23 protein-coding genes are annotated in these 23517 nt (G+C 67.0%); 18 read left to right on the plus strand and 5 right to left on the minus strand.

Annotation, left to right across the window (positions count from 1 at the left end; translation table 11 throughout):
• Window positions 1-31 precede the first annotated feature (31 nt).
• Genes FE811_RS10015 through FE811_RS10030 form a run of 4 tightly spaced genes read right to left on the minus strand, consistent with a single transcriptional unit; the run spans window position 32 to window position 5410 of the window.
• Complete coding sequence (locus tag FE811_RS10015) at window positions 32-700, minus strand: TetR/AcrR family transcriptional regulator (protein ID WP_052096120.1); 669 nt, start codon at window positions 698-700, stop codon at window positions 32-34.
• A 32-nt stretch (window positions 701-732) separates the two neighbouring features.
• Complete coding sequence (locus FE811_RS10020) at window positions 733-1578, minus strand: sugar phosphate isomerase/epimerase (protein WP_072461307.1); 846 nt, start codon at window positions 1576-1578, stop codon at window positions 733-735.
• Complete coding sequence (locus FE811_RS10025; RefSeq protein ID WP_140847345.1) at window positions 1578-3314, minus strand: hydantoinase B/oxoprolinase family protein; 1737 nt, start codon at window positions 3312-3314, stop codon at window positions 1578-1580. Before FE811_RS10025 ends, FE811_RS10020 begins: the two co-directional genes overlap by 1 nt.
• 11 nt (window positions 3315-3325) lie before the next feature.
• A complete protein-coding gene (locus tag FE811_RS10030) occupies window positions 3326-5410 on the minus strand; it encodes a hydantoinase/oxoprolinase family protein (protein ID WP_219848873.1) in 2085 nt (694 codons plus the stop codon).
• A gap of 221 nt (window positions 5411-5631) precedes the next feature.
• On the opposite strand from FE811_RS10030, the gene FE811_RS10035 reads away from it, so the two are divergent.
• From FE811_RS10035 to FE811_RS10060, 6 genes are read left to right on the plus strand one after another with little or no spacing between them, the layout of a single operon-like run.
• Complete coding sequence (locus tag FE811_RS10035) at window positions 5632-6612, plus strand: ABC transporter substrate-binding protein (protein WP_140847351.1); 981 nt, start codon at window positions 5632-5634, stop codon at window positions 6610-6612.
• Window positions 6613-6622: 10 nt separating this feature from the next.
• Window positions 6623-7420, plus strand: a complete 798-nt coding sequence (locus tag FE811_RS10040; RefSeq protein ID WP_072461305.1) for an ABC transporter ATP-binding protein — start codon at window positions 6623-6625, stop codon at window positions 7418-7420.
• The gene (locus FE811_RS10045) at window positions 7417-8208 is read left to right on the plus strand and encodes an ABC transporter permease (RefSeq protein ID WP_072461304.1); all 792 of its coding nucleotides are present in this window, start codon (window positions 7417-7419) and stop codon (window positions 8206-8208) included. The genes FE811_RS10040 and FE811_RS10045 overlap by 4 nt, the downstream gene beginning before the upstream one ends.
• 50 nt (window positions 8209-8258) lie before the next feature.
• Complete coding sequence (locus tag FE811_RS10050) at window positions 8259-9347, plus strand: phosphotransferase (RefSeq protein WP_140847354.1); 1089 nt, start codon at window positions 8259-8261, stop codon at window positions 9345-9347.
• Window positions 9344-10690, plus strand: coding sequence for an aspartate aminotransferase family protein (locus FE811_RS10055; protein ID WP_255469703.1), 1347 nt, complete (start codon window positions 9344-9346; stop codon window positions 10688-10690). Before FE811_RS10050 ends, FE811_RS10055 begins: the two co-directional genes overlap by 4 nt.
• 44 nt (window positions 10691-10734) lie before the next feature.
• A complete protein-coding gene (locus FE811_RS10060) occupies window positions 10735-11523 on the plus strand; it encodes a shikimate dehydrogenase (RefSeq protein ID WP_140847356.1) in 789 nt (262 codons plus the stop codon).
• 54 nt (window positions 11524-11577) lie between these two features.
• Here the strand turns inward: FE811_RS10060 and FE811_RS10065 are convergent, their stop codons facing one another.
• Window positions 11578-12285, minus strand: coding sequence for a GntR family transcriptional regulator (locus FE811_RS10065; RefSeq protein ID WP_036758008.1), 708 nt, complete (start codon window positions 12283-12285; stop codon window positions 11578-11580).
• 183 nt (window positions 12286-12468) lie between these two features.
• On the opposite strand from FE811_RS10065, the gene FE811_RS10070 reads away from it, so the two are divergent.
• The 12 genes from FE811_RS10070 (at window position 12469) to FE811_RS10125 (ending at window position 23517) form a co-directional block, all read left to right on the plus strand.
• A complete protein-coding gene (locus tag FE811_RS10070) occupies window positions 12469-13296 on the plus strand; it encodes an ABC transporter substrate-binding protein (protein WP_140847359.1) in 828 nt (275 codons plus the stop codon).
• Between the two features lie 86 nt (window positions 13297-13382).
• Window positions 13383-14159 (plus strand): amino acid ABC transporter ATP-binding protein, encoded by a 777-nt coding sequence (locus FE811_RS10075; protein WP_305034186.1) that lies wholly within the window; start codon window positions 13383-13385, stop codon window positions 14157-14159.
• Between the two features lie 8 nt (window positions 14160-14167).
• Window positions 14168-14830, plus strand: coding sequence for an amino acid ABC transporter permease (locus tag FE811_RS10080; protein ID WP_140847360.1), 663 nt, complete (start codon window positions 14168-14170; stop codon window positions 14828-14830).
• 12 nt (window positions 14831-14842) lie between these two features.
• Window positions 14843-15514: an amino acid ABC transporter permease gene (locus tag FE811_RS10085; RefSeq protein ID WP_219848874.1), complete on the plus strand. Its 672-nt coding sequence runs from the start codon at window positions 14843-14845 to the stop codon at window positions 15512-15514.
• A 24-nt stretch (window positions 15515-15538) separates the two neighbouring features.
• Window positions 15539-16417 (plus strand): dihydrodipicolinate synthase family protein, encoded by an 879-nt coding sequence (locus FE811_RS10090; protein WP_140847363.1) that lies wholly within the window; start codon window positions 15539-15541, stop codon window positions 16415-16417.
• 63 nt (window positions 16418-16480) lie between these two features.
• Window positions 16481-17713, plus strand: a complete 1233-nt coding sequence (locus tag FE811_RS10095; RefSeq protein ID WP_140847366.1) for an FAD-binding oxidoreductase — start codon at window positions 16481-16483, stop codon at window positions 17711-17713.
• A gap of 12 nt (window positions 17714-17725) precedes the next feature.
• Complete coding sequence (locus FE811_RS10100) at window positions 17726-18424, plus strand: SDR family oxidoreductase (protein ID WP_140847369.1); 699 nt, start codon at window positions 17726-17728, stop codon at window positions 18422-18424.
• Window positions 18425-18432: 8 nt separating this feature from the next.
• Complete coding sequence (locus tag FE811_RS10105; RefSeq protein WP_140847372.1) at window positions 18433-19902, plus strand: aldehyde dehydrogenase family protein; 1470 nt, start codon at window positions 18433-18435, stop codon at window positions 19900-19902.
• A complete protein-coding gene (locus FE811_RS10110; RefSeq protein ID WP_255469704.1) occupies window positions 19887-20930 on the plus strand; it encodes a proline racemase family protein in 1044 nt (347 codons plus the stop codon). Before FE811_RS10105 ends, FE811_RS10110 begins: the two co-directional genes overlap by 16 nt.
• A complete protein-coding gene (locus FE811_RS10115) occupies window positions 20927-21679 on the plus strand; it encodes an SDR family NAD(P)-dependent oxidoreductase (protein ID WP_140847375.1) in 753 nt (250 codons plus the stop codon). Before FE811_RS10110 ends, FE811_RS10115 begins: the two co-directional genes overlap by 4 nt.
• Before the next feature lie 4 nt (window positions 21680-21683).
• Window positions 21684-22424 (plus strand): SDR family NAD(P)-dependent oxidoreductase, encoded by a 741-nt coding sequence (locus tag FE811_RS10120; RefSeq protein ID WP_140847378.1) that lies wholly within the window; start codon window positions 21684-21686, stop codon window positions 22422-22424.
• Window positions 22425-22611: 187 nt separating this feature from the next.
• Window positions 22612-23517 (plus strand): ABC transporter substrate-binding protein, encoded by a 906-nt coding sequence (locus FE811_RS10125; protein ID WP_072461287.1) that lies wholly within the window; start codon window positions 22612-22614, stop codon window positions 23515-23517.

The following is a 23517-nucleotide window of genomic DNA, read 5'->3' on the forward strand; positions in this document are numbered from 1 at the left end:
GCGGTCGGGATGATCCTTGCCGGCGCGCCGGTCAGCGCGCCAGTTCCGGCGTCCAGTCGCCGGGCTCGGGCTGGCGGGTCAGGTAGCTGATCACCATGTCGACCAGATGCGCCTGCCGATGCTCGATATTCTCGGGCGCGCTCAGCTTTCGGTTGAACAGCATCGACAGCGTGTGCTGGTTCGACAGGTAGAAATAGCCCAGGCCCGAGATCGAGATATACAGCTCGACCGGATCGACGCCCTTGCGGAACACGCCCTGCTCTTCCCCGGCCCGCAGGATCTCGCGCAGGTTTTCCGACAGCCGGTCATACATGCTGCGGATGATCGTGGACTTGGCGATATGCCGGGCACGATAGAGGTTTTCCGTGTTCAGCATCACGATCACGTCCGGCTCTTCGACGAAGACCCGGAAGGTGTTCTCGCAAAGCCGGATCATCGCGCTGAGCGGGTCGAGCCCGTTCACCGGAACGTCGCTCTGCCGGCGGCGAAGCGTCTCGTAGGTGCGTTCGAGGATGCGGATATACAGATCCTCCTTGCCGCGGAAATAGTGGTAGAGCAGGTTCTTGCTGACCTTGGCCCGCGCCACGATGGCGTCCACACGCGCGCCGTCATAGCCGCGGCGCGCGAATTCGGCCTGCGCCGCCGCGAGGATCTTTTCCTGCGTCCGTATCGCATCCCGGATAGCGGGTTTCTCCGCCATCTGCCCTCCTACCCCTTCCGGCACAGGGCCGTTCAGCACGGCACCTTCTGCCTTTCCCTCACAAAGGGCGCGCAACGCTCGACCGAAACGGCGACCGTTTCGTTGCCGTCGCGCAACCACCAGTCGAACTTCGAGAACAGCTCGATCTCGAAGGGACCGTCATAGCCGATCTCGTCGAGAAGCGCCTTGCACCCCGCGAAGTCGACCACGCCGTCGCCGATCATGCCCCTGTCATGGTATAGATCGCGGGTCGGCACAAGCCAGTCGCACAGATGGAAGGTCAGGATGTTTTCCGGCCCCGCCTGGCGCAGCCCCGGCAGGAAACCGGCGTCCCACCAGCAATGATAAGTGTCGGCGACGATGCCCGCACCGTCGCCCAGGCTGCGGCAAAGATCCAGGCAATGCGCAAAGCTGTTGAGACAGCTGCGATCGGCGGCATACATCGGATGCAGGGGCTCGAGGCCCAGCTTGACCCCGACCTGCCGGGCATGGGGCAAAAGCTCTTCCAGCGCGCCGATCACCCGCGACCGCGCCGCCGCCAGATCCTTTTCCCCCGTGGCCAGCCCGCCCGGCACCACGACCAGGCAGGGCGCGCCGATCTCGGCCGCCGCGTCCAGGCGACGGCGGTTTTCGGCAAGAGCGGCGGCAAAGCCGGCCTTGTCCGCGATATTGACCCAGGCGCTGGTGCAAAGGCAGGGCACGAACAGCCCGGCATCGCGGATCAGCCGGGCGCCCCGCCCGACCCCGGCGGCGTCCAGATAATCCATCCAGACCCCGATCCCGGCCACCCCCTGGCGGGCATAGCCATCGACCGCCTGTTCAAGGGTCCAGTCGCGCGTGGTGATCTGGTTGATCGCAAAGCGGCGCAGATCGGGCATCAGGCCATCTCCGGTTGCAGATTGCGCAGTTCGGCCGTCGCCTTTTCGTCGATCCGGTCCTCCTCGATCACGACGCGGTAATGCTCGCGGGCGAAGGCCGGGGTGATCTTGCCGTCCAGCGCATCCTCCAGCACCTGCTCCAGCGGGCGCTGCAACGGGTCGCCATAGCCGCCACCGCCGGCCTGTTCGTGGCGGATCACGTCGCCCCTGGTGACATTGCGCGTGACCTTGCTGTCCAGCAGCTCGAACGCGCCGCCGTTCAGGCTCAGCAGGTTGCGCGAGGACGCGGCCGGATTGCCGCCGAAGAGGCCATAGGGCCGATGCTGGTAACGGTCGGCACGCAGTTGCAGCACCGCATCCTCGGCCAGCAGGCGGTATTGCCGCACCACGCCCAGGCCGCCGCGCTGCCTGCCTGCACCGCAGGAATCGGTGCGCAGCGAATATTCCTCGATGCGGATCGGATAGGTCGATTCCATCAGCTCGACCGGCATGTTCGACATGTTCTGCGACGGGTTGGTGATCGCGTCGATGCCATCCTTGGTGGCACGCGCGCCCAGGGCGCCGTTGATCATGTCGACCATGACGAAGGGCTGGCGGGTTTGCCTGTCATAGCCGCCCAGGCAGACCACCGAATTGCCGCCCTCGCCCGCCGCCGCGACGCGGGTCGGCACGATCTTGGACAGCGCGCCCAGCACGGTATCGACCACGCGATAGCCGGTCAGGGCGCGCGCCGCGACCGGCGCCGGGAAATGCGGGTTCAGGAAGCAGCCCTTCGGCGCCGCGATGTCGATGGCGCGATACATGCCCGAATTGTTCGGCACCTCGCTGTCCAGCGTGCAGCGGATCGCCAGGTAGGTCGCCGATTTCACGAAGGACAGGGTCGAGTTGATGGCGCCCTTGACCTGGGGCGAGCTGCCGGTGAAGTCCACCTCCAGATGGTCGCCCTTGACGGAGATCGTCACCTTGATCGGGATCGGCGCCGGGTCGAAGCCGTCGCCGTCGATGTAATCGGTGAACTCGTAGCTGCCATCGGGCCACTTGGCGATCTCGTTGCGGGTCAGCCGCTCGCCATAGTCCAGGAAGTCGGCAAGGAACTGGTTGAAGACGGGCGCGCCGTATTTGTCGACGATGCGCAGCAATTCGCGCTCGCCAAGCGCACAGGTCGCCAGCTGCGCCTCGATGTCGCCGATGACCAGGTCCGGCAGGCGCACGTTGCGGCCGATGATGTCGAAAACGATGTCGTTGCGGACCCCGCGATCATAAAGCTTCAGCGGCGGCAGGCGCAGCCCCTCCTGGAATATCTCGGTCGAGTCGCTGGCGTTCGAGCCGGGCACGCGGCCGCCCACGTCGCAATGGTGGCAGATCACCACCGAGAAGCCGAGGTGTTCGTCGCCATGGAAGATCGGCTTGAACATGAAGATGTCGGGCAGGTGCATGCCGCCTTCATAGGGATCGTTGAAGATGATGACGTCGCCGGGGTGCAGGTCGCCCTGGAACCGCGCCAGCAGCGCCTCCATCGCGTCGGGCACGGCGCCCAGGTGCAGCGCCACGGTCTTGGCCTGCGCCAGGATGCGGCCCTTGGCGTCGCACATGGTGGTGGAATAATCCAGCACGTCGCGGACGATGGGCGAACGCGCGGTCCGCATCACCGTATAGGCCATGTCGTCGACGATGGATTCGACGGCGCTTTTCAGCACGGCGAAGGTGATCGGGTCGTTGGCGGAAATCTCGGCCATGACGGCGCTCCTTACGAAAGGCGGATGTGAAGGTTCAGGAAGTCGTCGCGCTCGACCGTGGCATCCGGCGGAACGACCACGGTCGAGTCGTTCGATTCCAGGACGACCGGGCCGGTCAGCTTGCGCGGCGAGCGGGTGCGGTCATAGACCGGGGTTTCGATCCAGCCGGCATCCTTGCCGAAATAGACCTTGCGCCGCGAGACCGGCCCCGCCTCTTCGTGATCCGGCGCCGAGAGCTTGCGGAAATCCAGCCGCCCCTGGCGCAGCCCGCGGCCGGTCATGCGGATGCCGACCACCTCGACCGCGTCGGACGACACATAGCTGTAGATCGAGCGATAGGTTTCCAGGAAATCCTCGCGCACGCGGGCCGGATCGAAGGGTTCGGCAAAGGGGATCGCCAGCGACATTTCCTGGCCGCGAAAGCGCATGTTCGCCTCGGGCAGCAGTTCCATCGCCTCCTCGGGGATGCCCTCCTCGCGCAGGTTGGCGATGGCCTGCCGGCGCAGATCCGCGGTCGCGGCGGCAAGGTCTTGCAGGTCCACATCCTCGACCACCCGACCGATGGGGGCGGTGAAATAGCGCTCGATGTCGCCCGAAAGCATGCCCATGGCGGTAAAGACGCCGGGCGTGGCCGGGATCAGCAGCTTGTCCATCGACAGAAGCGAGGCGATGGCGGCGGCATGCACGGGGCCCGAGCCGCCGATGGCGACCAGGGTGAAGTCGCGCGGGTCCACGCCGCGTTCGACGGTCACGGCGCGGATGGCGCGGGCCATGTTGGCGTTCACCACCTCGCGGATGCCATGGGCGGCCTCGGTCGCCTCAAGGCCAAGCGCGTCGCCGAGCCGGGCGGCGATGGCGGCCTCGGACGCGGCCTTGTCCAGGTGGCGCGCACCGCCGGCCAGTTCCTCGGGCAGGTAGCCCAGCACCAGGTTCGCGTCCGTCACCGTCGGCGCCTCGCCGCCAAGGCCGTAGCAGACCGGCCCCGGATCCGCCCCGGCCGAAAGCGGGCCGACCCGGATCAGCCCGGCGCTGTCCAGCGCCGCGATCGAGCCCGCGCCGCTGCCCACCTCGGCCACGTCGACGGTCGGCACGCTCATCATGTAGCCGCCGGCCTTGATGAAGCGCGAAGGCGTCGAGATCCCGGCGCGGAACTCGTATTCGCTGACCCGGCTCAACTCGCCGCCATTGACCAGCGTGGCCGAGGCGGTGGTGCCGCCCATGTCGAAGATGACCAGGTTTTCCTGGGCCAACGCCTCGCCCAGGCGGGCGCCGCCGACGGCGCCGGCCGCCCGTCCCGACGAGATGAAGAACACCGGCTTCTCGCAGGCCGTCTCGGCCGAGGCCAGCGCGCCGTTCGAGTTGCTGACCAGCAGCGGCGCATTCACGCCCAGCCTTCTGATGCCGGTCTGCAGGCGCTGCAGATAGGCGGCCAGGACCGGCCCGACATAGGCGTTCACCACCGTGGTGCTGGTGCGCTCGTATTCCTTGGCCTCGGGCAGGACCGAGACCGAGGTGGTGATCTGGACCTTGGGGAAGCGCGCGCGGATCAGTTCCTCGGCGCGCTGTTCATGGACGGGATTGCGATAGCTGTTCAGGAAGCAGACGGCGATGGAGTCCACCCCCGCCTCGACCAGGGCGGCGGCGGCGGCGATGACGCTTGCCTCGTCCAGCGGCGTGATGACGGTGCCGTCGGCGGCGATGCGCTCCTGCGCCTCCAGCCGGTGCCGGCGCGGGATCAGCGGCGCGGGCTTGTCCCATTGCAGGTCGAACATGTTCGGCGTGCGCAGCCGGCCGATCTCCAGCACGTCGCGGAATCCGGCCGTGGTGATCAGGCCGGCCCGCGCGCCGACCTTTTGCAGCAGCGTGTTCGAGCCGACGGTGGTGCCATGCACGATCTCGCGCACATCGGCGACCGAGATGCCCGAATCCCGCACCAGGTCCGAGATGCCGGCGATCACCGCCTCCTCGGGCGCCGCGGGGGTCGAGGGCACCTTGGCATGATAGAGCCGCCCGTCGCCCTCGATCATCACGAGATCGGTGAAGGTGCCGCCGATGTCGACGCCGATTCGCGCAGTTCTGGTCGTTGAAACCGTCATGATTCCCATCCTTGTTGGACTAGTTGGTTAGTTTAGTAACACGCAGGTTTCCGAACCGACAAGCGATTTTTTATTCTATATATTCCAGTATTTTACTGATGTTTTTCGCCGGATGCGCTAAAGAAACTTGATTACAATTGGACTAGTAGTGCTATTAATCATCTTGGAAACAAGAACACCCGCGGGCGATTCGCCGCAGGCCGCACAACAGGAGAGGACGAATGAGAAAGATGCAGATCTTGCCGCCAGCCGCCGCCGCTGCGCTGCTGATCCTGGCCGGGCCCGGCCTGGCGCAGGACAGGCTGACCGTGCGGCTGGACTTCTCGCCATGGGGCAGCCATGCCGCCATGCACCTGGCCCAGCAGCAGGGCTGGTTCAAGGAAGCCGGGCTGGATGTGGACGTGCAGGACGGGCGCGGCTCGGGCAATACCTTGCAGCTGGTCAACGCCGGCCAGGTCGATGTCGGCCAGATCCAGCTGGGCCTGGTCCCGGCGGCGCGCCAGGGCGGCGCCAAGGTCAAGGGCATCGCCGGCTGGGACCGCCGCACCGATCTTTGCGTGCTGGTCGACAAGGATGCGCCGGTCGAGCAGATCGCGGATCTCAAGGGCAAGAAGATCGTCGTCTTCGCCGCCAGCCCCTGGGCGCCCTATATCGACACCTTCCTGGCCGCCGGCGGGCTGGATCGCAACAACACCCCCATCGAGTTCGTCGATGCCTCGGCCTTGTGGGGCACCTATACCTCGGGGCGGGCGGACGGGATGATGTCCACCGTCGCCTCGGCCCTGCCGTTGGCCGAGGCGCAGCGGCCGTCGAAATGCCTGACCTCGGATTCGGCCGACCTGTTCTTTCCCAGCTACGGCCTGGTCGCCTCGGACGACACGATCGCCAACCGGGCGGAGGCGCTGGAGAAGCTGGTCGCGGTCCAGCAGCGCGCCTGGGCGGAAATCGCCAAAAATCCCGACCTGGGCGTCGAGGCGATGCAGGCCCAGCGTCCCGATGCCATGCTGAACCCGGACGTCCTGCGCGAGCAGATCCGCCTGACCGTGGAATATTTCGACACGCCCGCGACCCAGGGCAAGCCGCTGGGCTGGCAGGCGGACGAGGATTGGGAAGCCGCGCTGAAGGGCATGGAGCGTGCCGGCGTGGTCAATCCCGGCTGGCAGGTCGCCGACTATTTCACCAACGACCTGATCCCGGAATGAGGCGGTGGGCATGAACATGATGGCCGGCACCACCCCCGACACCTATCTGCGCATCAAGGGGGCGGGCAAGACCTACCCCTCGCAGCACGGGCCCGTCGTCGCGCTCAGCGACATCAACCTGGACGTGCGTCCGGGCGAGTTCCTCAGCATCGTCGGGCCCAGCGGCTGCGGCAAGAGCACGCTGCTGAAATGCCTTGCCGGGCTGGAAGACATCACCTCGGGCGGCATCACCGTTTCCGGCAAGCCGCTGGCCGGGCCGCCGGACCGCATGGGCGTGGTGTTCCAGCGCGACGTCCTGCTGGACTGGCGCACCATCCTGGACAACGTGCTGTTGCAGGCCGAATTCCTAGGCCACCCGCGCGAGCAATACCGCGACCGCGCCTTGCAGCTGCTGGAACGTTTCGGGCTCAAGGGCTATGAAAAGCGCCATCCTTGGGAGCTGTCGGGCGGCATGCGGCAGCGCGCCTCGATCTGCCGGGCGCTGCTGTGCGATCCCGACCTGCTGCTGATGGACGAGCCCTTCGGCGCGCTGGACGCGATGACCCGCGACGACCTGAACGTCGAACTGGCCCGCATGTGGCAAGAGACCAGCAAGACGGTGATCTTCATCACCCATTCGATCTCCGAGGCGGTCTTTCTGGCCGACCGCGTGGTGATGATGTCGCGCGGGCCGGGCCGCATCGTCGATGTCTTCGACGTGGACCTGCCCCGGCCGCGCCCGCTGTCGGTGCGCGAATCCGATGCCTTCGGCGTCTATGCCCAGCGTATCCGCCATCATTTCGCCGAATTGGGAGTGCTCAAGGAATGAAAGACAGCCTCATCGCGAAAATCATGCGGGACAATCGCTCGCTCGACATCGTCCTGGTGCTGCTGGGAACGATCCTGCTGTGGGAACTGGGGGTGCGGCTGTTCAATCCGCCGGCCATCATCCTGCCCGCGCCCTCGGCGATCTGGGCGGCCTTCATGCAAAGCCCCTGGGTGTTCATCCGCAACATGCTTTATACGCTGATGACCACGGGCCTGGCCTTCGTCATCTCGGTGGTGCTGGGCGTGATCATGGCCGTCGGCATCGTGCAGTCGAAATTCCTCGAGCGCACGGTCTACACCCTGCTCATCGCCATCAACTCGGTGCCCAAGGTGGCGCTGGCGCCGCTGTTCGTTATCTGGCTGGGCACCGGCGTATCCTCGCAACTGGCGGTGGCGGTGATGCTGGCGATCTTTCCCATCGTCATCAACACCGTCCTGGGCCTGCGCTCGGTCGATCCCGACATGCTGAACCTCGCCAAGGCGACGCGGGCCTCGAAATTCGACATCATCTACAAGATCCGGGTGCCGAACGCCCTGCCCTCGCTGTTCTCGGGCATGAAAGTGGGCATCTCCTTCGCGCTGGTCGGCGCCATCGTCGGAGAATTCGTCGCCGGCGGCCGCGGCCTGGGCTTCTTGGTGCTGACCGCGCAGGGCCAGTTCGACACCACGCGCGTCTTCGTCTCGCTGGTGCTGCTCGGGGTGATGGGCACGATCCTGTTCTATGCCGTCGACGTGATGGAGCGGATCGCCCTGCCCTGGCACAGCTCGCAACGCCAGCCCAATGCCTGAGCCAGGGGGCCGTCCAGCCCCCTTTTCCCAGCCGATCCGAAAGACATCCCATGTCCTCAACCAATCTGCTATGCGCCGGCGGCCTTGCCACGCCGTTCCGCTCGATCCCCGCCGACGAGGCGCTGGCGGTGCTGGAGACGCATTACGGCCTGACCGGCACCCTGCAACGCCTGGACACCGAAAAGGACGACACCTTCCGGCTGGCCACGCCCAGGGGGGAACGCTTCATCGCCAAGTTCTCGAACCCCGACGAGGATCCGGCCGAGTTGTCGCTGCAAACCGACCTGCTGGACCATCTGGCGCGCGTCGATCCCGGCCTGCCGGTGCCGCGCGTGGTGCGCAGCCGCGACGGCCTGGGCTTCTTCACCGTCACCGACAGCCACGGCCAGCCGCGCATGGTGCGGATGCTGACCTATCTGGAGGGCACGCCGCTGGACCGGATCGATCCCACCCCGGAGGAGCGCTTTCGGCTGGGTGCCACGCTTGCCCGGCTGCGGTTGGCCATGGCCGGATTTTCGCATCCGCACGAGGCGCGTGAGATCGCATGGGATGTCCAGCACCTGCCGAAGCTCGCCTTCCTGCTGGACGGCGTGACCGATCCCGACCACCGCGCCATGCTGGCCGAAGGGATGGCGCGCTTTCGCCAGATCGAAGGCAGGCTGCGGACCTGCCGGCGCCAGGTGCTGCACAACGATTTCAATCGCTCGAACGTGGTCGTGGACCGCAGCGACCCGGCTTTCGTCACCGGGGTGATCGACTTCGGCGATGCCGTGCGCACCCATATCGTCATCGACCTCTCGACCGCGCTGCTGGCCTATCTCGAACCCGAGGGCGGGCCGGCGATGTTCGACCGCGGCCGCGACCTGCTGGCCGGCTATCTCTCGGTCGCCGACCTGACCCCGGACGAGCTGGAAGTCCTGCCGCATCTGGTCATGGCCCGCGTCATCGCCCGCGCGCTGATCACGACATGGCGGGCCCGTCAGTTCCCGGATAATGAGCCCTATATCATGCGAAACACCCATCAGGGCTGGCAGCAGCTTCGGCAGTTCCTCAGCCTGCCGCCGGACCAGATCAGCCGGACATTCGCCCCAGGCGCCGCAAGCCAGGCGGCCCGCAAGACAGAGGAAGCACGGATATGAATGCGCAGGACAAGCCCCTGATCAACGTGGGCATGGTGAACGGCTTCGACCCGGACGACATGAACAGGCTCGATCCGGCGATGCAGGATCTGATCCGCCGGCGCCGCAGCCTGCTGGGCCCGGCCTATCGCCTGATGTATGCCGATCCGGTGCAGATCAGCCGCGCCCTGGGCACGAAGATGTGGGACCGCGACGGCAAGGAATATCTGGACGCCTACAACAACGTCGTCTCGGTCGGCCATTGCAACCCGCGCGTGGTCGAGGCGGTGCATCGGCAGATGCAGACGCTCTGCACCCATACCCGCTACGTGCAGGACGGCATCCTGGAATTCGCCGAGCAGATCGTGCCGACCTTTGGCGCACCGATCGAACATGTCATGTTCACCTGCACCGGCTCCGAGGCGAACGACCTGGCGCTGCGCATCGCCATGCACCAGACCGGGCGCAAGGGCATCGTCATCACCTCGGAAGCCTATACCGGCAACTCGCACCTGACGGCGGGCCTGTCGCCCTCGCTGGGCAGGAAAAGCCCGCTGGGGCAATGGGTGCGCCGCATTCCCGCGCCCGATTCCTATCGCATGGAGCCCTCCGAGATCGGCGCCTTCCTGGCCCGCCGGGTCCGGCACGAGATCGACGAGCTGGAACGTCGCGGCGAAGGCATCGCCGCCTTCATCGCGGATTCGCTGTTCTCCTCGGACGGGATCTATGCCCATCCGACCGACATCCTCCAGCAGATCGCCGAGGCCGTCCATGCCGCCGGCGGCGTCGTGATCGCCGACGAGGTGCAGGCGGGCTTCGGCCGCTCGGGCGACCGGCTCTGGGGGTTCCAGCGCCACGGCCAGCACCCCGACATCGTCACCATGGGCAAGCCGATGGGTAACGGCTTCCCGGTCGCGGCAGTCGCCGTGCGCAGCGAGGCGGTCGAGCGTTTCGGCAGCGAGATGCGCTATTTCAACACCTTCGGCGGCAATACCGTGGCCATCGCCGCGGCGCAGGCGACCTTCGACGTGATCCGCGACGACAGGCTGCAGGAAAACGCCGCCCGCATCGGCGCGATGATCCAGGACGGCTTGCGCGAGATCGCCCAAGAGGACGGGCGCATCGGCGACGTGCGCGGCGCGGGCCTTTATATCGGGGTCGAATTCGTCAAGGACCGGGACGGCAAGGAACCGGATTCGGCCACGGCCCTGGCGGTCGTGGACGGGCTGCGGCAGCGGCGGGTGCTGATCTCGGCCACCGGCCATCACGCCAATACGCTGAAGATCCGTCCGCCGCTGGTATTCTCGGAAAGCGACGTGGACCGGCTGCTGACCGAGACGCGCAACACGCTGGCCGCGATCTGACGAAGCGCCGCAGACGGCAGGACGAACCCAAGGGAACAGGACAGATGATCACCGGCAACACCCGGATCTTCTTCATGCTTGCAGACCCGATCCACCATGTCCGCACCCCCGAAGTCCTGAACCCCTTGTTCAGGGCGCGGGGCATCGACGCGGTCATGGTGCCGGTCCATCATGCGCCTGCGGATTTCGCCGCCGCCTGGCAGGCGATGAAGCGGATGCGCAACCTGGGCGGTATGGTGGTCAGCGTGCCGCTGAAGGAACAGGCGCTTGAACTGGCCGATCGCGTCGGCGCCGAGGCGCAGGAGCTGGGGGCCGCGAATACCGTCCGCCGCGAAGCAGACGGAACCATGGTGGCCGAGAATTTCGACGGCCGCGGCTTCCTGCAGGGGCTGCTGGGCGGCGGCGCCGATGCCCAGGGGCGCGAGGCGTTGCTTCTGGGCGCCGGCGGCGCCGGGCGGGCCATCGCCTTCGGCCTTGCCCGCAGCGGCGTGGCCTCGTTGCGCGTGCATGACCCCGACGCGGCCCGCGCGCAATCGCTGGCCGACAGGATCGCCGCCGGCTATCCGCAGCTGCGCGTCAGCGCAGGGCCGAACGACCTGGACGGGGTCGACCTGCTGGTCAATGCCTCGCCCTGCGGGCTGCACCCCGAAACCGACCCGGCGCCGGTCGACCTGTCCCGGTTGCGCCCCGAGATCCTGGTCGCCGACATCATCATGAAGCCGCGCGAAACCCCGCTGCTGCGCGCCGCGCAGGACAAGGGCTGCCAGGTCCGCCATGGCGCGCCGATGCTGGACTGCCAGCTTGAGCTGATGCTGGAGTTCTTCGGGCTCTAAGCCGGCCTCTGCGGCATCAAAGCCCCCCGCCAGGCGTCACCCCCGGCCGAACGGCTATTTCCCGACGAAGGAGAAGTTCTGCGAATAGTTTTCCTTCATGAACTCGATGAAGTTGTCGCGGAATTGCCGGGTATGGGCATGGGCCAGCGCATCCGCCCGCTCGACGTCCCGCGCCCGGATCGCCTCCAGCATCTCGCTATGCTCGTCCGTCAGCAAATAGCTGTCGTTGCTGCGCTCGATATAGTCGAAATGCAGGTGCAGCATGCGGCGGCCCTGGTTCAGCAGCCGCTCGTAGAAGGCGGCCAGATAGGGGTTCCGGCCGGCGCTGGCGATGGCCATGTGGAACTGCTTGTTCGCCTCGGACATCAGCAGGTGGTTGCCGTTCTTGACCGCCGCCTCGAACTCGGCCTGGCGCGCGGCAATGGCCTTCAGGTCGGCCTCGCTGCGCAGCTCGGCGGCCAGGCGCGTGTTCATGCGCTGCGCCACGTCCAGCGCCTCGACATATTTCGGAAAGCTCAGCACGTCGATCGGCGCCACGATGGTCGAGCGGTTGGACAGCGTCACCACCAGGTCGTCGCCCGACAGCCGGATCAGCGCCTCGCGGATGGGCGAGCGGGACATGCCGAATCGCTCGGCCAAGGTCGTCTCGTCCAGAAGCGCCCCCGGCTCCAGGACCAGGGACAGGATTTCGTCGTGCAAGGTCTGGTAGACAAAGCGCCAGCCCGTCCCCTTGGCATGCCTGATCTCAGCTTCGTCGGCCAAACGCGTTCTCCTGCCGGTGTTTTCTGCACCCGATGATAGGGCCAGGCGAAAGCCGATGTCGACACAAAGTTTTTGTTGACGTGTCGTCATTGTGTCGCCATGCTGGATTCATGTCGGCACAATGTTGACAAAAAGAATGCCGCAGAGACGACAAGCCAAAGACCAACACACCGGGAGACTGACATGCTGATGAAGAAAATCTCGAAACCTGCGACAATCATGGCCCTGGCGGTCGCGCTCTCGGCGGGCGCCGCCCCTGCCCAGGAGGCGGGCGGCTATTGGCAGAAGGTTCAAAGTGCCGGCAAGCTGCGTTGCGGCGCCGCCGTCGCCCCGCCCTATGTGATGCGCGACCCGGCGACGGGCGAATATTCCGGCTTCTATGCCGATCTCTGCCGCGAATTCGCCGCCGTGCTGGAGGTGCAGCCCGAGTTCGTCGACACCACCTGGGACAATATCGTGGCCGGGCTTCAGGCCGGGAAATGGGACATGTCGCTGGCGCTGAACCGCACGCCGGTGCGCGCCATGGCGGTGCAGTTCTCGATCCCGGCGATGGAATACCAGATCTCGCTCGTCTACAACAAGGACAACCCCAAGATCCCCGCGAACCCGGTTTCGGTCGCCGATGTCGACGTGGCCGACGTCACCATGGCGGTCATGTCCGGCACCGCCCAGGACAAGGCGATCTCGGCGGCGGTCAAGAACGCGACGATCCTGCGCCTTCCCTCGGCCGACGAGACGCGCCTGGCCGTGCAGTCGCGCCGCGCCGACATCATCGTGGATGCCTCGGACACCAACCTGCTGTTCACCCAGGCGAACCCGGACTGGGCGGTCGCCCTGAACCCCGAACCGGCGCTGGCCAAGCAGGGCGTGTCCTTCGGCCTGCCGCTGAACCTGCGCGCCTCGGACGTGGCGGTCGTGGACATCTTCCTGGAGGAAAGGGTCGCCACCGGCGCCGTCGATGCGCTGATCTCGAAGGCGGCCGACGAGGTCCTGGCCGCGGCCGGGAACTAAGACCTGCCCCACACGACAAGAACTGCTCAACGAACCGGCGCGGGAGGCGGCGGTTCGCGGAAAAGCCATATTCGGGAGTAAGGCTTATGGCGGATATGCGGGACGGGTCTGCGCTGGTCGAGATCCGCGACCTTCACAAGAGCTATGGTCCGAACATCCAGGTTCTCAAGGGCCTGGACATCCAGATGATGCCGGGCGAGCGGGTGGTGGTGATCGGCCCCTCGGGCGGCGGCAAGTCGACCCTGCTGCGCGTGGTCATGGGGCTGGAGCAGATCCAGGGCGGCTCGGTCCGCTTCGGCGGCAAGCCCTATATCTCGGCCAAGGGCGACAAGACCGTCATCGACACCGAGCTGCGCAAGCAGATCGGCATGGTCTTCCAGCACTACACCCTGTTCCCGCACCTCAGCATCATGGAGAACCTGATCCTCGCCCCGCGCAAGGTCCACGGTGAAAGCCGCGCCTCGGCCCGCGAACGCGGCCAGAAGATCCTGGAACGCTTCGGCCTGGGCGCCAAGGCCGACGCCTATCCCAGCCAGCTGTCCGGCGGCCAGAAGCAGCGCGTCGCCATTGCCCGCGCGCTGATGCTGGACCCCAAGCTGATGCTGTTCGACGAAGTGACCTCGGCGCTCGACCCGGAACTGGTGGCCGAGGTCGAGGCGGTGATCCTGCAACTCGCGGAAAGCGGCATGCCGATGATGATGGTCACGCATGACATGTGGTTCGCCAGGAATGTCGCCAGCCGGGTGATCTTCTGCGCCGGCGGCGTGGTGGTCGAGGACGGCCCGCCCGAACAGGTGCTGGGCGACCCGCGCGAAGAGCGCACCCGCGAGTTCATCAACCGCGTCTTCCACATCAAGGCCTGAGGCGCGCCATGGATTACACACTCGACTTGGGGGCGGTGACCCGGAACATGGGCCCGCTGATGGACGGGCTTTGGGTGACGCTGCAACTGACGCTGGCCGCCAATGCCATCGGCGTCGTCGCCGGTTTCGCGCTGGCCCTGCTGACCACCAGCAAGCTCGCCGTCCTGCGGCTTCCCGCGATGCTGTTCGTGGAGTTCTTCCGCTGCACCCCGGCCATCGTCCAGATCGTCTGGTTCTTCTATTGCGTGCCGATGATCTTCAACGTGTTCTGGGGCCCGGTCTTCATGGGCATCATCGCCCTGGGCCTGAACCTGACCGCCTTCAATGCCGAAGCCTATCGCGCCTCGATCCAGGCGGTGCCGCGCGAGCATCTGGACGCCGGCATCGCGCTGGGTCTGTCGCCGACGCAGCGGATCCTGAACATCGTGCTGCCGCAGGCCCTGCGCAATTCGGTGCCGGTGCTCTTGACCAACGGCATCGGCATCTTCCAGCAAAGCGCGCTGGTCGCCATCGTCGGCGTCGCCGACCTGATGTATCAGGGCAAGACGCTGGCCACGGCCACCTATCGCCCGATCGAGACCTTCACGGTCGTCGCCCTGATCTATCTCGCCATCTCCTACCCGGTCGGCCAGTTCGTGAACTGGCTCGAGCGCCGGCAGAGCTATTCCTAAGGGGGACGGGTCATGGGTATGACACTGGATTTCTCGATCCTGCTGCGCTTTACCGACGCGCTGGCGCTGGGGCTGTGGACGACGCTCAGGCTGACCTTGCTGTGCATCGTCCTGGGCACCACGCTGGGCTTCGTCATCGGGTTGCTGCGCAGCAGCGGCAATGCCGTCGTCCGCGGCCTGCTGGGCCTTTATGTCGAACTGTTCCGCGGCACGCCGGTGCTGATCCAGCTGTTCTGGATCTTCTTCTGCCTGCCGCTGATCCTGGGGGTCGAGTTCTCGAACTTCGTCTCGGCCACCATCGCGCTGACGCTCTACATGGGCGCGATCACCTCCGAGACCTTCCGCGCCTCGCTGCGTTCGGTGGGCCGCGAGCAGATGGATGCCTGCGTGGCGCTTGGCCTGCCGCGCCGGGCGCAGATCGTCAACGTGATCCTGCCGCAGGCGGTGCTGCGCGCCGTGCCGACGCTGCTGTCGAACGCCGTCTCGCTGTTCAAGGAAAGCGCGCTGGTCTCGGCAGTGGGCATGGCCGACCTGATGTTCATCGGCCAGAACATCTCGAACAACACCGCCCATCCGGTCGAGGTGCTGACCGTGGTCGCCGCCATCTACTTCGTCATCGCCTTCCCCCTGACACGGGCCGTCACCGTGGTCGAGCAGAAGCTGCTTCGCAAATTTTCTGCATAATTATCTGGAAAGAAAGGAAACACCATGAAACTGCAAGGTGTCATGCCCGCGCTGGTCACGCCCTTCGATGCGGCCGGCAAGATCGACTTCGCCGCTTTCGAAAAACTGCTGACCAACCTGCGCGAAGCCGGCGTCTCGGGCTGGGTGCCCTGCGGCTCGTCGGGCGAATACAACTTCATGTCGGATGAGGAACGCGACAGCGTGCTGCAATTCGTGAAGAATTTCGCCAAGCCGGGCGAGATCCTGATCGCCGGCACCAACGCCCCCTCGACCGCCGGCGTCATCGCCAATACGCTGCGCGCCAAGGAAATGGGCTATGATGCCGTGCTGCTGGCAACGCCCTTCTACACCAAGCCGACCCAGGCCGAGCTGATCCGGCATTTCCAGGCGGTGCTGGACGCCACCGACATGCCCATCGTGCTTTACAGCTATCCCGACAAGGACGGCATCGAGCTGGGCTGGGAGGTGCTGGACGCGCTGGCCGACGATCCGCGCGTCATCGGCATCAAGGAAAGCTCGGGCTCGCTGCAGCGCGCCATCGGCATCGCCACCCGCTACAAGGACCGCATCCAGCTGGTCTCGGGCTCGGACGACATCGCGCTGGACTTCATGCTCTGGGGCGCCGACGCCTGGATCTGTGGCCCGGCCAACTGCATGGCCAGGGCGGTCTGCGACCTGGACCGCAGCTATCGCTCGGGCGATCTCGACAAGGCGCTCGAACAGATGGCGACGCTTTATACTGCCATGAACATCCTGGAATCGGGCAAGTTCGTGCAGAAGCTGAAATACGGCTGCGAGATCCAGGGGATGCCGGTCGGCGAATGCCGCGCGCCGCTGGGTCCGCTGACCGACCAGGAAAAGGCCGATTTCCGCGCCGCGATGGAGCCGATCCTGAACTGGTAAGCCAACCTGGCCGGGCGACGAGCACCGCCCGGCCACCACGAGATCAAGGGAGAGGGACACAGCATGACCACCGTGGTTGTCGGCGCCGGCATCATCGGGACCAGCCTGGCCTATGAGCTGCAAAAGCGTGGCCGGCAGGTCGTCCTGCTGGACAAGGGCGAGGTCGGGCGCGGCGCCTCCTATGGCAACATGGCCTCGATCGCGGTGACGGAATTCATGCCCGCCTCGCGCCCCTCGGTCTGGCGGCAGATCCCCGGCTGGATGCTGGACCCCGAAGGTCCGGTCCGCATCCGCCCCTCCTACATGCCCAGGCTGGTGCCCTGGTTCGCCCGCTTCGTCGCCGCCTCGCGCCCCTCGAAGCTGCGCGCCCTTGAGGCGCAGGGCGCGGCGCTGTGCTTGCGCGTCTATGACGACCTCTTGCCGCTTTTGCACGAGACCGGGCTGACCGGCGAGCTGACCGAGGAAGGCTGCCTGTCGCTTTACAGCGACGAGGCCGAATTCCGCGCCGACCGCGAGCATATCGGGATCCTCGAACGCTTCGGCTTTCCGCACCAACGCCTGACCGGCGCCGAGGCGCGCGAACTGGAGCCGGAACTGTCGGACCGCATCGGCATCGCCGTGCTGTTTCCGCAGAACCGCAGCCTGCGCGACCCGTATCGGCTGGTCGTGGCCCTTGCCGACCGCTTCGCCGCCCTGGGCGGGCGCATCGAGCGGGGCGAGGTCGCGGGCTTCGACCGCAGCGACCGCGTCACCGCGGTGCGGCTGGCGGACGGCCGCACCATCCCTGCCGCCGAGGTGGCGATCTGCGCCGGCGCCCATAGCGCGCGGCTGTCGAAACTGCTGGGCGAGCCGATGCCGCTGGAGACCGAGCGCGGCTATCACACCCAGATCATGGCGCCCGGCATCGCCATGCGGCATTCGATCATCTGGCCCGCCCGCGCCTTCATGGTCACGCCCACCGCGGGCGGCATCCGCGTCGGCGGCACGGTCGAGATGGGGGGGCTGGACGCAGCCCCCGACTATCGGCGCAGCAAGATCACCGTGAAACGCGCGCGCGAGGCGCTGCCGAACCTGGCTTGCGAGGATTTCACCGAATGGATGGGCCACCGGCCGGCCTTCCCCGATACCGTGCCGGTCATGTCGGCCTCGGCCAGGGTGCCGGGCGTGTTCTACGCCACCGGCCACGGCCACCTGGGCGTGACCTATGCCGCGACCAATGCAAGGCTGATGGGCGACCTGATCACCGGGGCGCCCCCGCCCATCGACATGCGCCCCTATCGCATCGACCGTTTCTGAAAGGGAGTCCCCATGACCCAGAAGGTTTGTCTGATCACCGGCGGCGGCCGCGGCATGGGCGCCGCGGTGGCGCGAGAGATGCATGCCCGCGGCTACCGGCTGGCGCTGATGTCGCCCTCGGACAGCTGCGAGACGCTGGCGGCGGAACTGGACGGCGTGGCCCGGCGCGGGGTCGCGCAAAGCGCCGACGACCTCAAGGGCATCGTCGATCTGGCGATGTCCAGCTATGGCCGCATCGACGCGGTTCTGAACCACACCGGCCATCCGCCGAAAGGCGACCTGCTTGAGATCACGGATGAAAACTGGGATCTCGCCAACGACATGATCGTGAAGTCGGTCGTCCGCATGGTGCGGCTGGTGACGCCGATCATGCAGGCGCAGGGCGGCGGCGCGATCGTCAACATCACCACCTATGCGGCCTTCGAGCCCTCGCTGTGGTTCCCGGCCTCCTGCGTCTATCGCGCCGGGGTGTCGTCCTTCACCAAGCTTTATTCCGACCGCTACGGCCCGGACAACATCCGCATGAACTGCCTGCTGCCCGGCTTCACCGACAGCCTGGACGTCGGGAAATTCGGCGATCTGACGGCGCTCAAGCGCATCGGCAAGGTCGAGGAACAGGCCAAGGCCGCCGCTTTCCTGCTGACCGACGATTCAAGCTACATCACCGGCCAAAGCCTTCGGGTCGATGGCGGTCTGACCCGGCACATGTGAGGAACAAGATGCAGACCAGACTTTATATCAACGGCGAATGGGTGGCCCCGGCCGAGGGCGGGACGCTGCCGGTCATCGACCCGGCGACCGAGGAGGTGTTCCACCACATTCCCGCCGCCACCGCCCCCGATGCCGAGGCCGCCGTCGCCGCCGCGCGCGAGGCTTTCGACAACGGCCCCTGGCCGCGCATGACCGGCGCCGAGCGCGCGAAATACCTGCGCGCCATCGCCCAGGGCATCCGCGACCGGCTGCCGGAACTGGCGCATATGGAGACGCGCGACAACGGCAAGCCGCTGCCCGAATCCGAATGGGATCTGTCGGATGCGGCCGGCTGCTTCGACTTCTACGCCGATCTGGCCGAGGAACTGGACGGCGAGGTCGAGGAGATCGCGCTGGCCGACGACCGTTTCACCGCAAAGGCGGTGCGCGAGCCGCTGGGCGTCGCGGTCGCCATCGTGCCCTGGAACTATCCGCTGCTCATGGCCTCGTGGAAGGTCGCCCCGGCGCTGGCGGCAGGCTGCACCATGATCCTGAAGCCGGCCGAGACCACCTCGCTCACCGCGCTGGAACTGGGTGCCATCGCCGAGGCGGCGGGCCTGCCCAAGGGGGTGCTGAACATCCTGTCCGGCAAGGGCTCGGTCGTCGGCCAGGCGCTGGTCGAGCATCCGCAGGTCGACAAGGTGGCCTTCACCGGCTCGGGCCCGGTCGGCTCGCGGATCATGGCGACGGGCGCCCGCGACATCAAGCGCATCAGCCTGGAGCTGGGCGGCAAGTCGCCCTTTGTCGTCTTCGCCGACAGCGAGATCGAAAAGGCGGTCGAATGGATCATGTTCGGCATCTTCTGGAACCAGGGCCAGGTCTGCTCGGCCACCTCGCGCGTGCTGGTCGAGGCGCCGCTTTATCCCCGCCTGCTGGAGCGGCTGGTCGAGGAAGCGCAGAAGATCAGGATCGGCAACGGTCTGGACGAGGGCACGCTGCTTGGCCCGCTGGTCAACAAGAGCCAGTATGAGGACGTCCTGCGCCATATCGACCGCGCCGTCGAACAAGGCGCCACCGTCGCCTGTGGCGGCCGGCATGACGGCTTCGACAAGGGCTTCTGGGTCGCGCCCACCATCCTGACCGACACGGCCCTGGACAGCGACGCCTGGGTCGAGGAGATCTTCGGTCCCGTCGTCTGCATCCGCCCCTTCGACACCGAGGACGAGGCGATCCGGCTGGCCAACGACTCGCGCTTCGGCCTGGCCGCCGCGGTGATGTCCGCCGACGAGGCGCGCTGCGAGCGCGTCGCCCGCGCCTTCCGCGCCGGCATCGTCTGGATCAACTGCAGCCAGCCCACCTTCACCGAGGCGCCCTGGGGCGGCTACAAGCAATCCGGCATCGGCCGCGAACTGGGCCGCTGGGGCCTGGATAACTATCTGGAAACCAAGCAGATCACCAGCTTTGTCAGCAAGGAACCCTGGGGATGGTATCTGAAATGAGCTTCGAGAAATCCCTCGACATCCTGCTGGTGCATTGCCAGGGCGAAAGCGGCAACGTGCTGGTCGGCGGCGCGCCCGAGATTCCGGGCGCCACCATCCTCGACAAGATGAACCACCTCAATCATGTGGACCCTTCGCTGCGGCTGTTCCTGACGCGCGAGCCCCGCGCGCAGGTGGTCCATACCACCAACCTGCTGCTGGCGCCGACGCGACCCGATGCCGATGCGGGCTTCATCGTGCTGCAACCGGATCGCGCCCATCCCATGTCGGGCTCGAACTGCATCTGCGTGGTGACGGCGCTGCTGGAAACCGGGCGGGTGAAGATGGTCGAGCCGGAAACCGTGGTGCGGCTGGACACCGCCGCCGGGCTGATCCTGGCCCGCGCGCGATGCGAGAACGGGCGCTGCCTGTCGGTCAGCCTCGACAACGTGCCGGCCTTCGTCCAGCAGCTCGACGTCCCGGTCTCGACCCCGCAATGGGGCACGATCCGGGCCGACATCGCCTTCGGCGGCGTCTTCTATGCCCAGATCGACGTGGACCAGGTCGGCCTGCGCATCGTCCCCGAGGCGGCCCGCGCCCTGGCCGAGGCCGGGACCGAGATCAAGGCGCTCTTGGCCGAGCAGGTCGCGGTCCAGCACCCCGAGATCCCCAGCCTGGACGAGATCGCCTATGTGATGTTCCGCGACTACCGGCCCGACGGCTCGGTCGTGACCTGCACCACGCTGAAGCCGGGACGGGTGGACCGCTCGCCCTGCGGCACCGGCTCGTCGGCCAATCTGGCGGTGCTGCATGCGCGCGGGCTGGCCAGGACCGGCGACAGGCGGCTGTCGCGCAGCATTATCGGCGGCACCTTCACGGCCGAGATCCTGGGCGAGACCACCGTCGGCGACCGCCCCGCCATCCTGCCCCGCATCACCGGGCAGGGCTATGTCTTCGGCCGCCAGCAATTGCGGCTGGACCCGCAGGATCCCTTTGCCCAGGGCTTTGCCCTGTCGGACACCTGGGGCCCGCAGGTGGGTGAGCTATGACGCTTTCCGGGCAATCCATCCTCGTGACCGGCGCGACCGGCGCCATCGGCCGGGCGATCTGCCATGCGCTGGTCGCCGAAGGCGCGCGGGTCGTCATCCATTACGGCCGCAACCGCGACGCGGCGCAGGCGCTGCTGGCCGCGCTGGACGGGCGGGGCTGGTGCCTACCGGCCGACCTGTCCGACCCCGCCGCGCCGCAGGCGCTTTGGGATCGGGCGGTGGCAGCGGCGGGCCGGCTGACCGGGCTGGTCAACAATGCCGGCATCCGTTCCGAGGTCGCGGTCGATGCGCCGATGGACGAATGGCAGCGGGTTTGGGCGCGCGAGATCCGGGTGAACTTCCTGTCGGCCGTGGACCTGTCGAAGCTGGCAATCCGGCACTTTCGCGACAATGGCGGCGGGCGCATCCTCAACATGGCCAGCCGCGCCGGCCAGCGCGGCTATGCCTCGAATGCCATGGCCTATGGCGCCTCCAAGGCCGCGCTGATCAACCTGACCAAATCCATCGCGCAAAGCCATGGCCACGAAGGCGTGACCGCGGTCGCGCTGGCGCCGGGCTGGGTGCGCACCGACATGGCCGAGGCCTATGTCGCCCGGCACGGCGAGGCAGCGGCGCTGGCCGGCATCCCCATCGGCCGGATGGCCGCGCCCGAGGAGATCGGCGAACTCGCCGCCTTTGCCTTCCGTCCCTCGCAGGCATCGCTGAACGGTGCGGTTCTGGATATAAACGGCGGCAGCTATCTGAGGTAAAACCATGCGCTTCAAGGACAAAACCGTCATCGTCACCGGCGCTGCGGGCGGCATCGGCTCGGCCATCGCGCGGCGCTTCGCCGCCGAGGGCGCCCGCGTCGTCATCACCGACGTGAACGCCGAAGGGGCCGAGGCGACCGCCGCCGCCATCCCCGGCAGCCGGGCCCTGGCCAGCGACATCTCGCAGCCCGAGGGTTGCCGGGCGATCATCGAAAACGTCATCGCCACCGAAGGCGCCATCGACGTGCTGTGCAACAATGCCGGCATCAACCGGCGCGGCAACCTGCTGGCGCTGACGCCCGAGGACTGGCGGCTGTCCTTCGCCATCAACGTCGATGCGATGTTCCACCTGTGCCAGGCCGCCCTGCCGCATATGATCGCGGCCGGCGGCGGCGCCATCGTCAACACCGCCTCGCAATGGGGGCTGCACCCGGCGCCGAACCACATCGCCTATAACGTGACCAAGGCGGCGGTGGCGAGCTTTACCCAGAACCTGGCCCGCGACTATGCGCCCCAGAAGATCCGCGTGAACGCCGTCTGCCCCGGCGAGATCCACACGCCCATGCTCGAGGCGGGGGTCAGGCGCGCGGGCCGCACCATCGCCGACCTGGACCGGCTGGTGCCCTTCGGCCGCATCGGCAAGCCCGAGGAGGTGGCGGCGCTGGTCGCCTTCCTGGCCTCGGACGAGGCGGCGTTCATGTGCGGCTCGCTGGTCGAGATCACCGGCGCGCAGGCCGTGGCCTGACGGCCGCCAGAGGCAAGGCCCCTTGCAGCAGGCGGGCGGCATTCGCGGCAAACCCGCAGCGCGCACGGAACTGGAACCAAGGCTTGCGGGTTTCCCGTCCTGGCAGCGGGGAAACCGAACAAGCCGACCGGGCCGATGCGGGCCGGCATCCATGCACCGGCTGCGCGCTCACTGCAAAGGAAACGACATGCTGAAACCTGTCCCGCTGGCAATCATCGCCCTTGCCGCCGGTCTTGGCACCGCCCATGCGCAAGTCGTCGTGTCGTCCAAGATCGACACCGAAGGCGGGGTGCTGGGCCAGATCATCCTGCAACTGCTGGACCACGCCGGCATCCCGACCCGCGACCGCATCCAGCTGGGCGGCACCCCCATCCTGCGCGAGGCGATCCTGGCCGGCGAGATCGACATCTATCCCGAATATACCGGCAACGCCGCCTTCTTCTTCAATCGCGCCGACGAGCCGATCTGGCAGGATGCCGCCGCCGGCTACCAGGCCGCCAGGCAGCTGGACGAAGAGGCCAACGACATCGTCTGGCTGGCCCCCGCGCCCGCCAACAACACCTGGGGCGTCGCCCTCCGCTCGGAGGTGGCCGAGCAGGCGGGGGTCAGCACCTTCTCGCAATTCGGGGAATGGGTGTCGGGCGGCGGCGAGGTCAAGCTGGTCGCCTCGGCCGAATTCGTCAACTCGGCCCCGGCGCTGCCGGCCTTCCAGCGGGCCTATGGCTTTACGCTGGATCAGGACCAGCTGCTGGTGCTGTCGGGCGGCGATACCGCCGCCACGATCCAGGCGGCGGCGAACGGGACCAGCGGGGCCAATGCGGCCATGGTCTATGGCACGGACGGCGCCCTTGCCTTTTCCGGGCTGACGGTGCTCGAGGACGACAAGAACGTCCAGCCGGTCTACCAGCCCGCGCCCATCGTCCGCGCCGAGATCCTGGCCGAATATCCGCAGATCGCCGAGCTTCTGGAACCGGCCTTCGCCGGGCTGGACCTGGAGGTTCTGCAAAGGCTGAACGGCCAGGTCCAGGTCGAGGGCCTGCCCGCCGCCGAGGTGGCGCAGGCCTACCTGACCGAGGCCGGGCTGCTCGACTGA

This window comes from Paracoccus sp. FO-3, assembly GCF_006386455.1.
In the GTDB taxonomy this organism is placed as follows: Bacteria; Pseudomonadota; Alphaproteobacteria; order Rhodobacterales; family Rhodobacteraceae; genus Paracoccus; species Paracoccus versutus.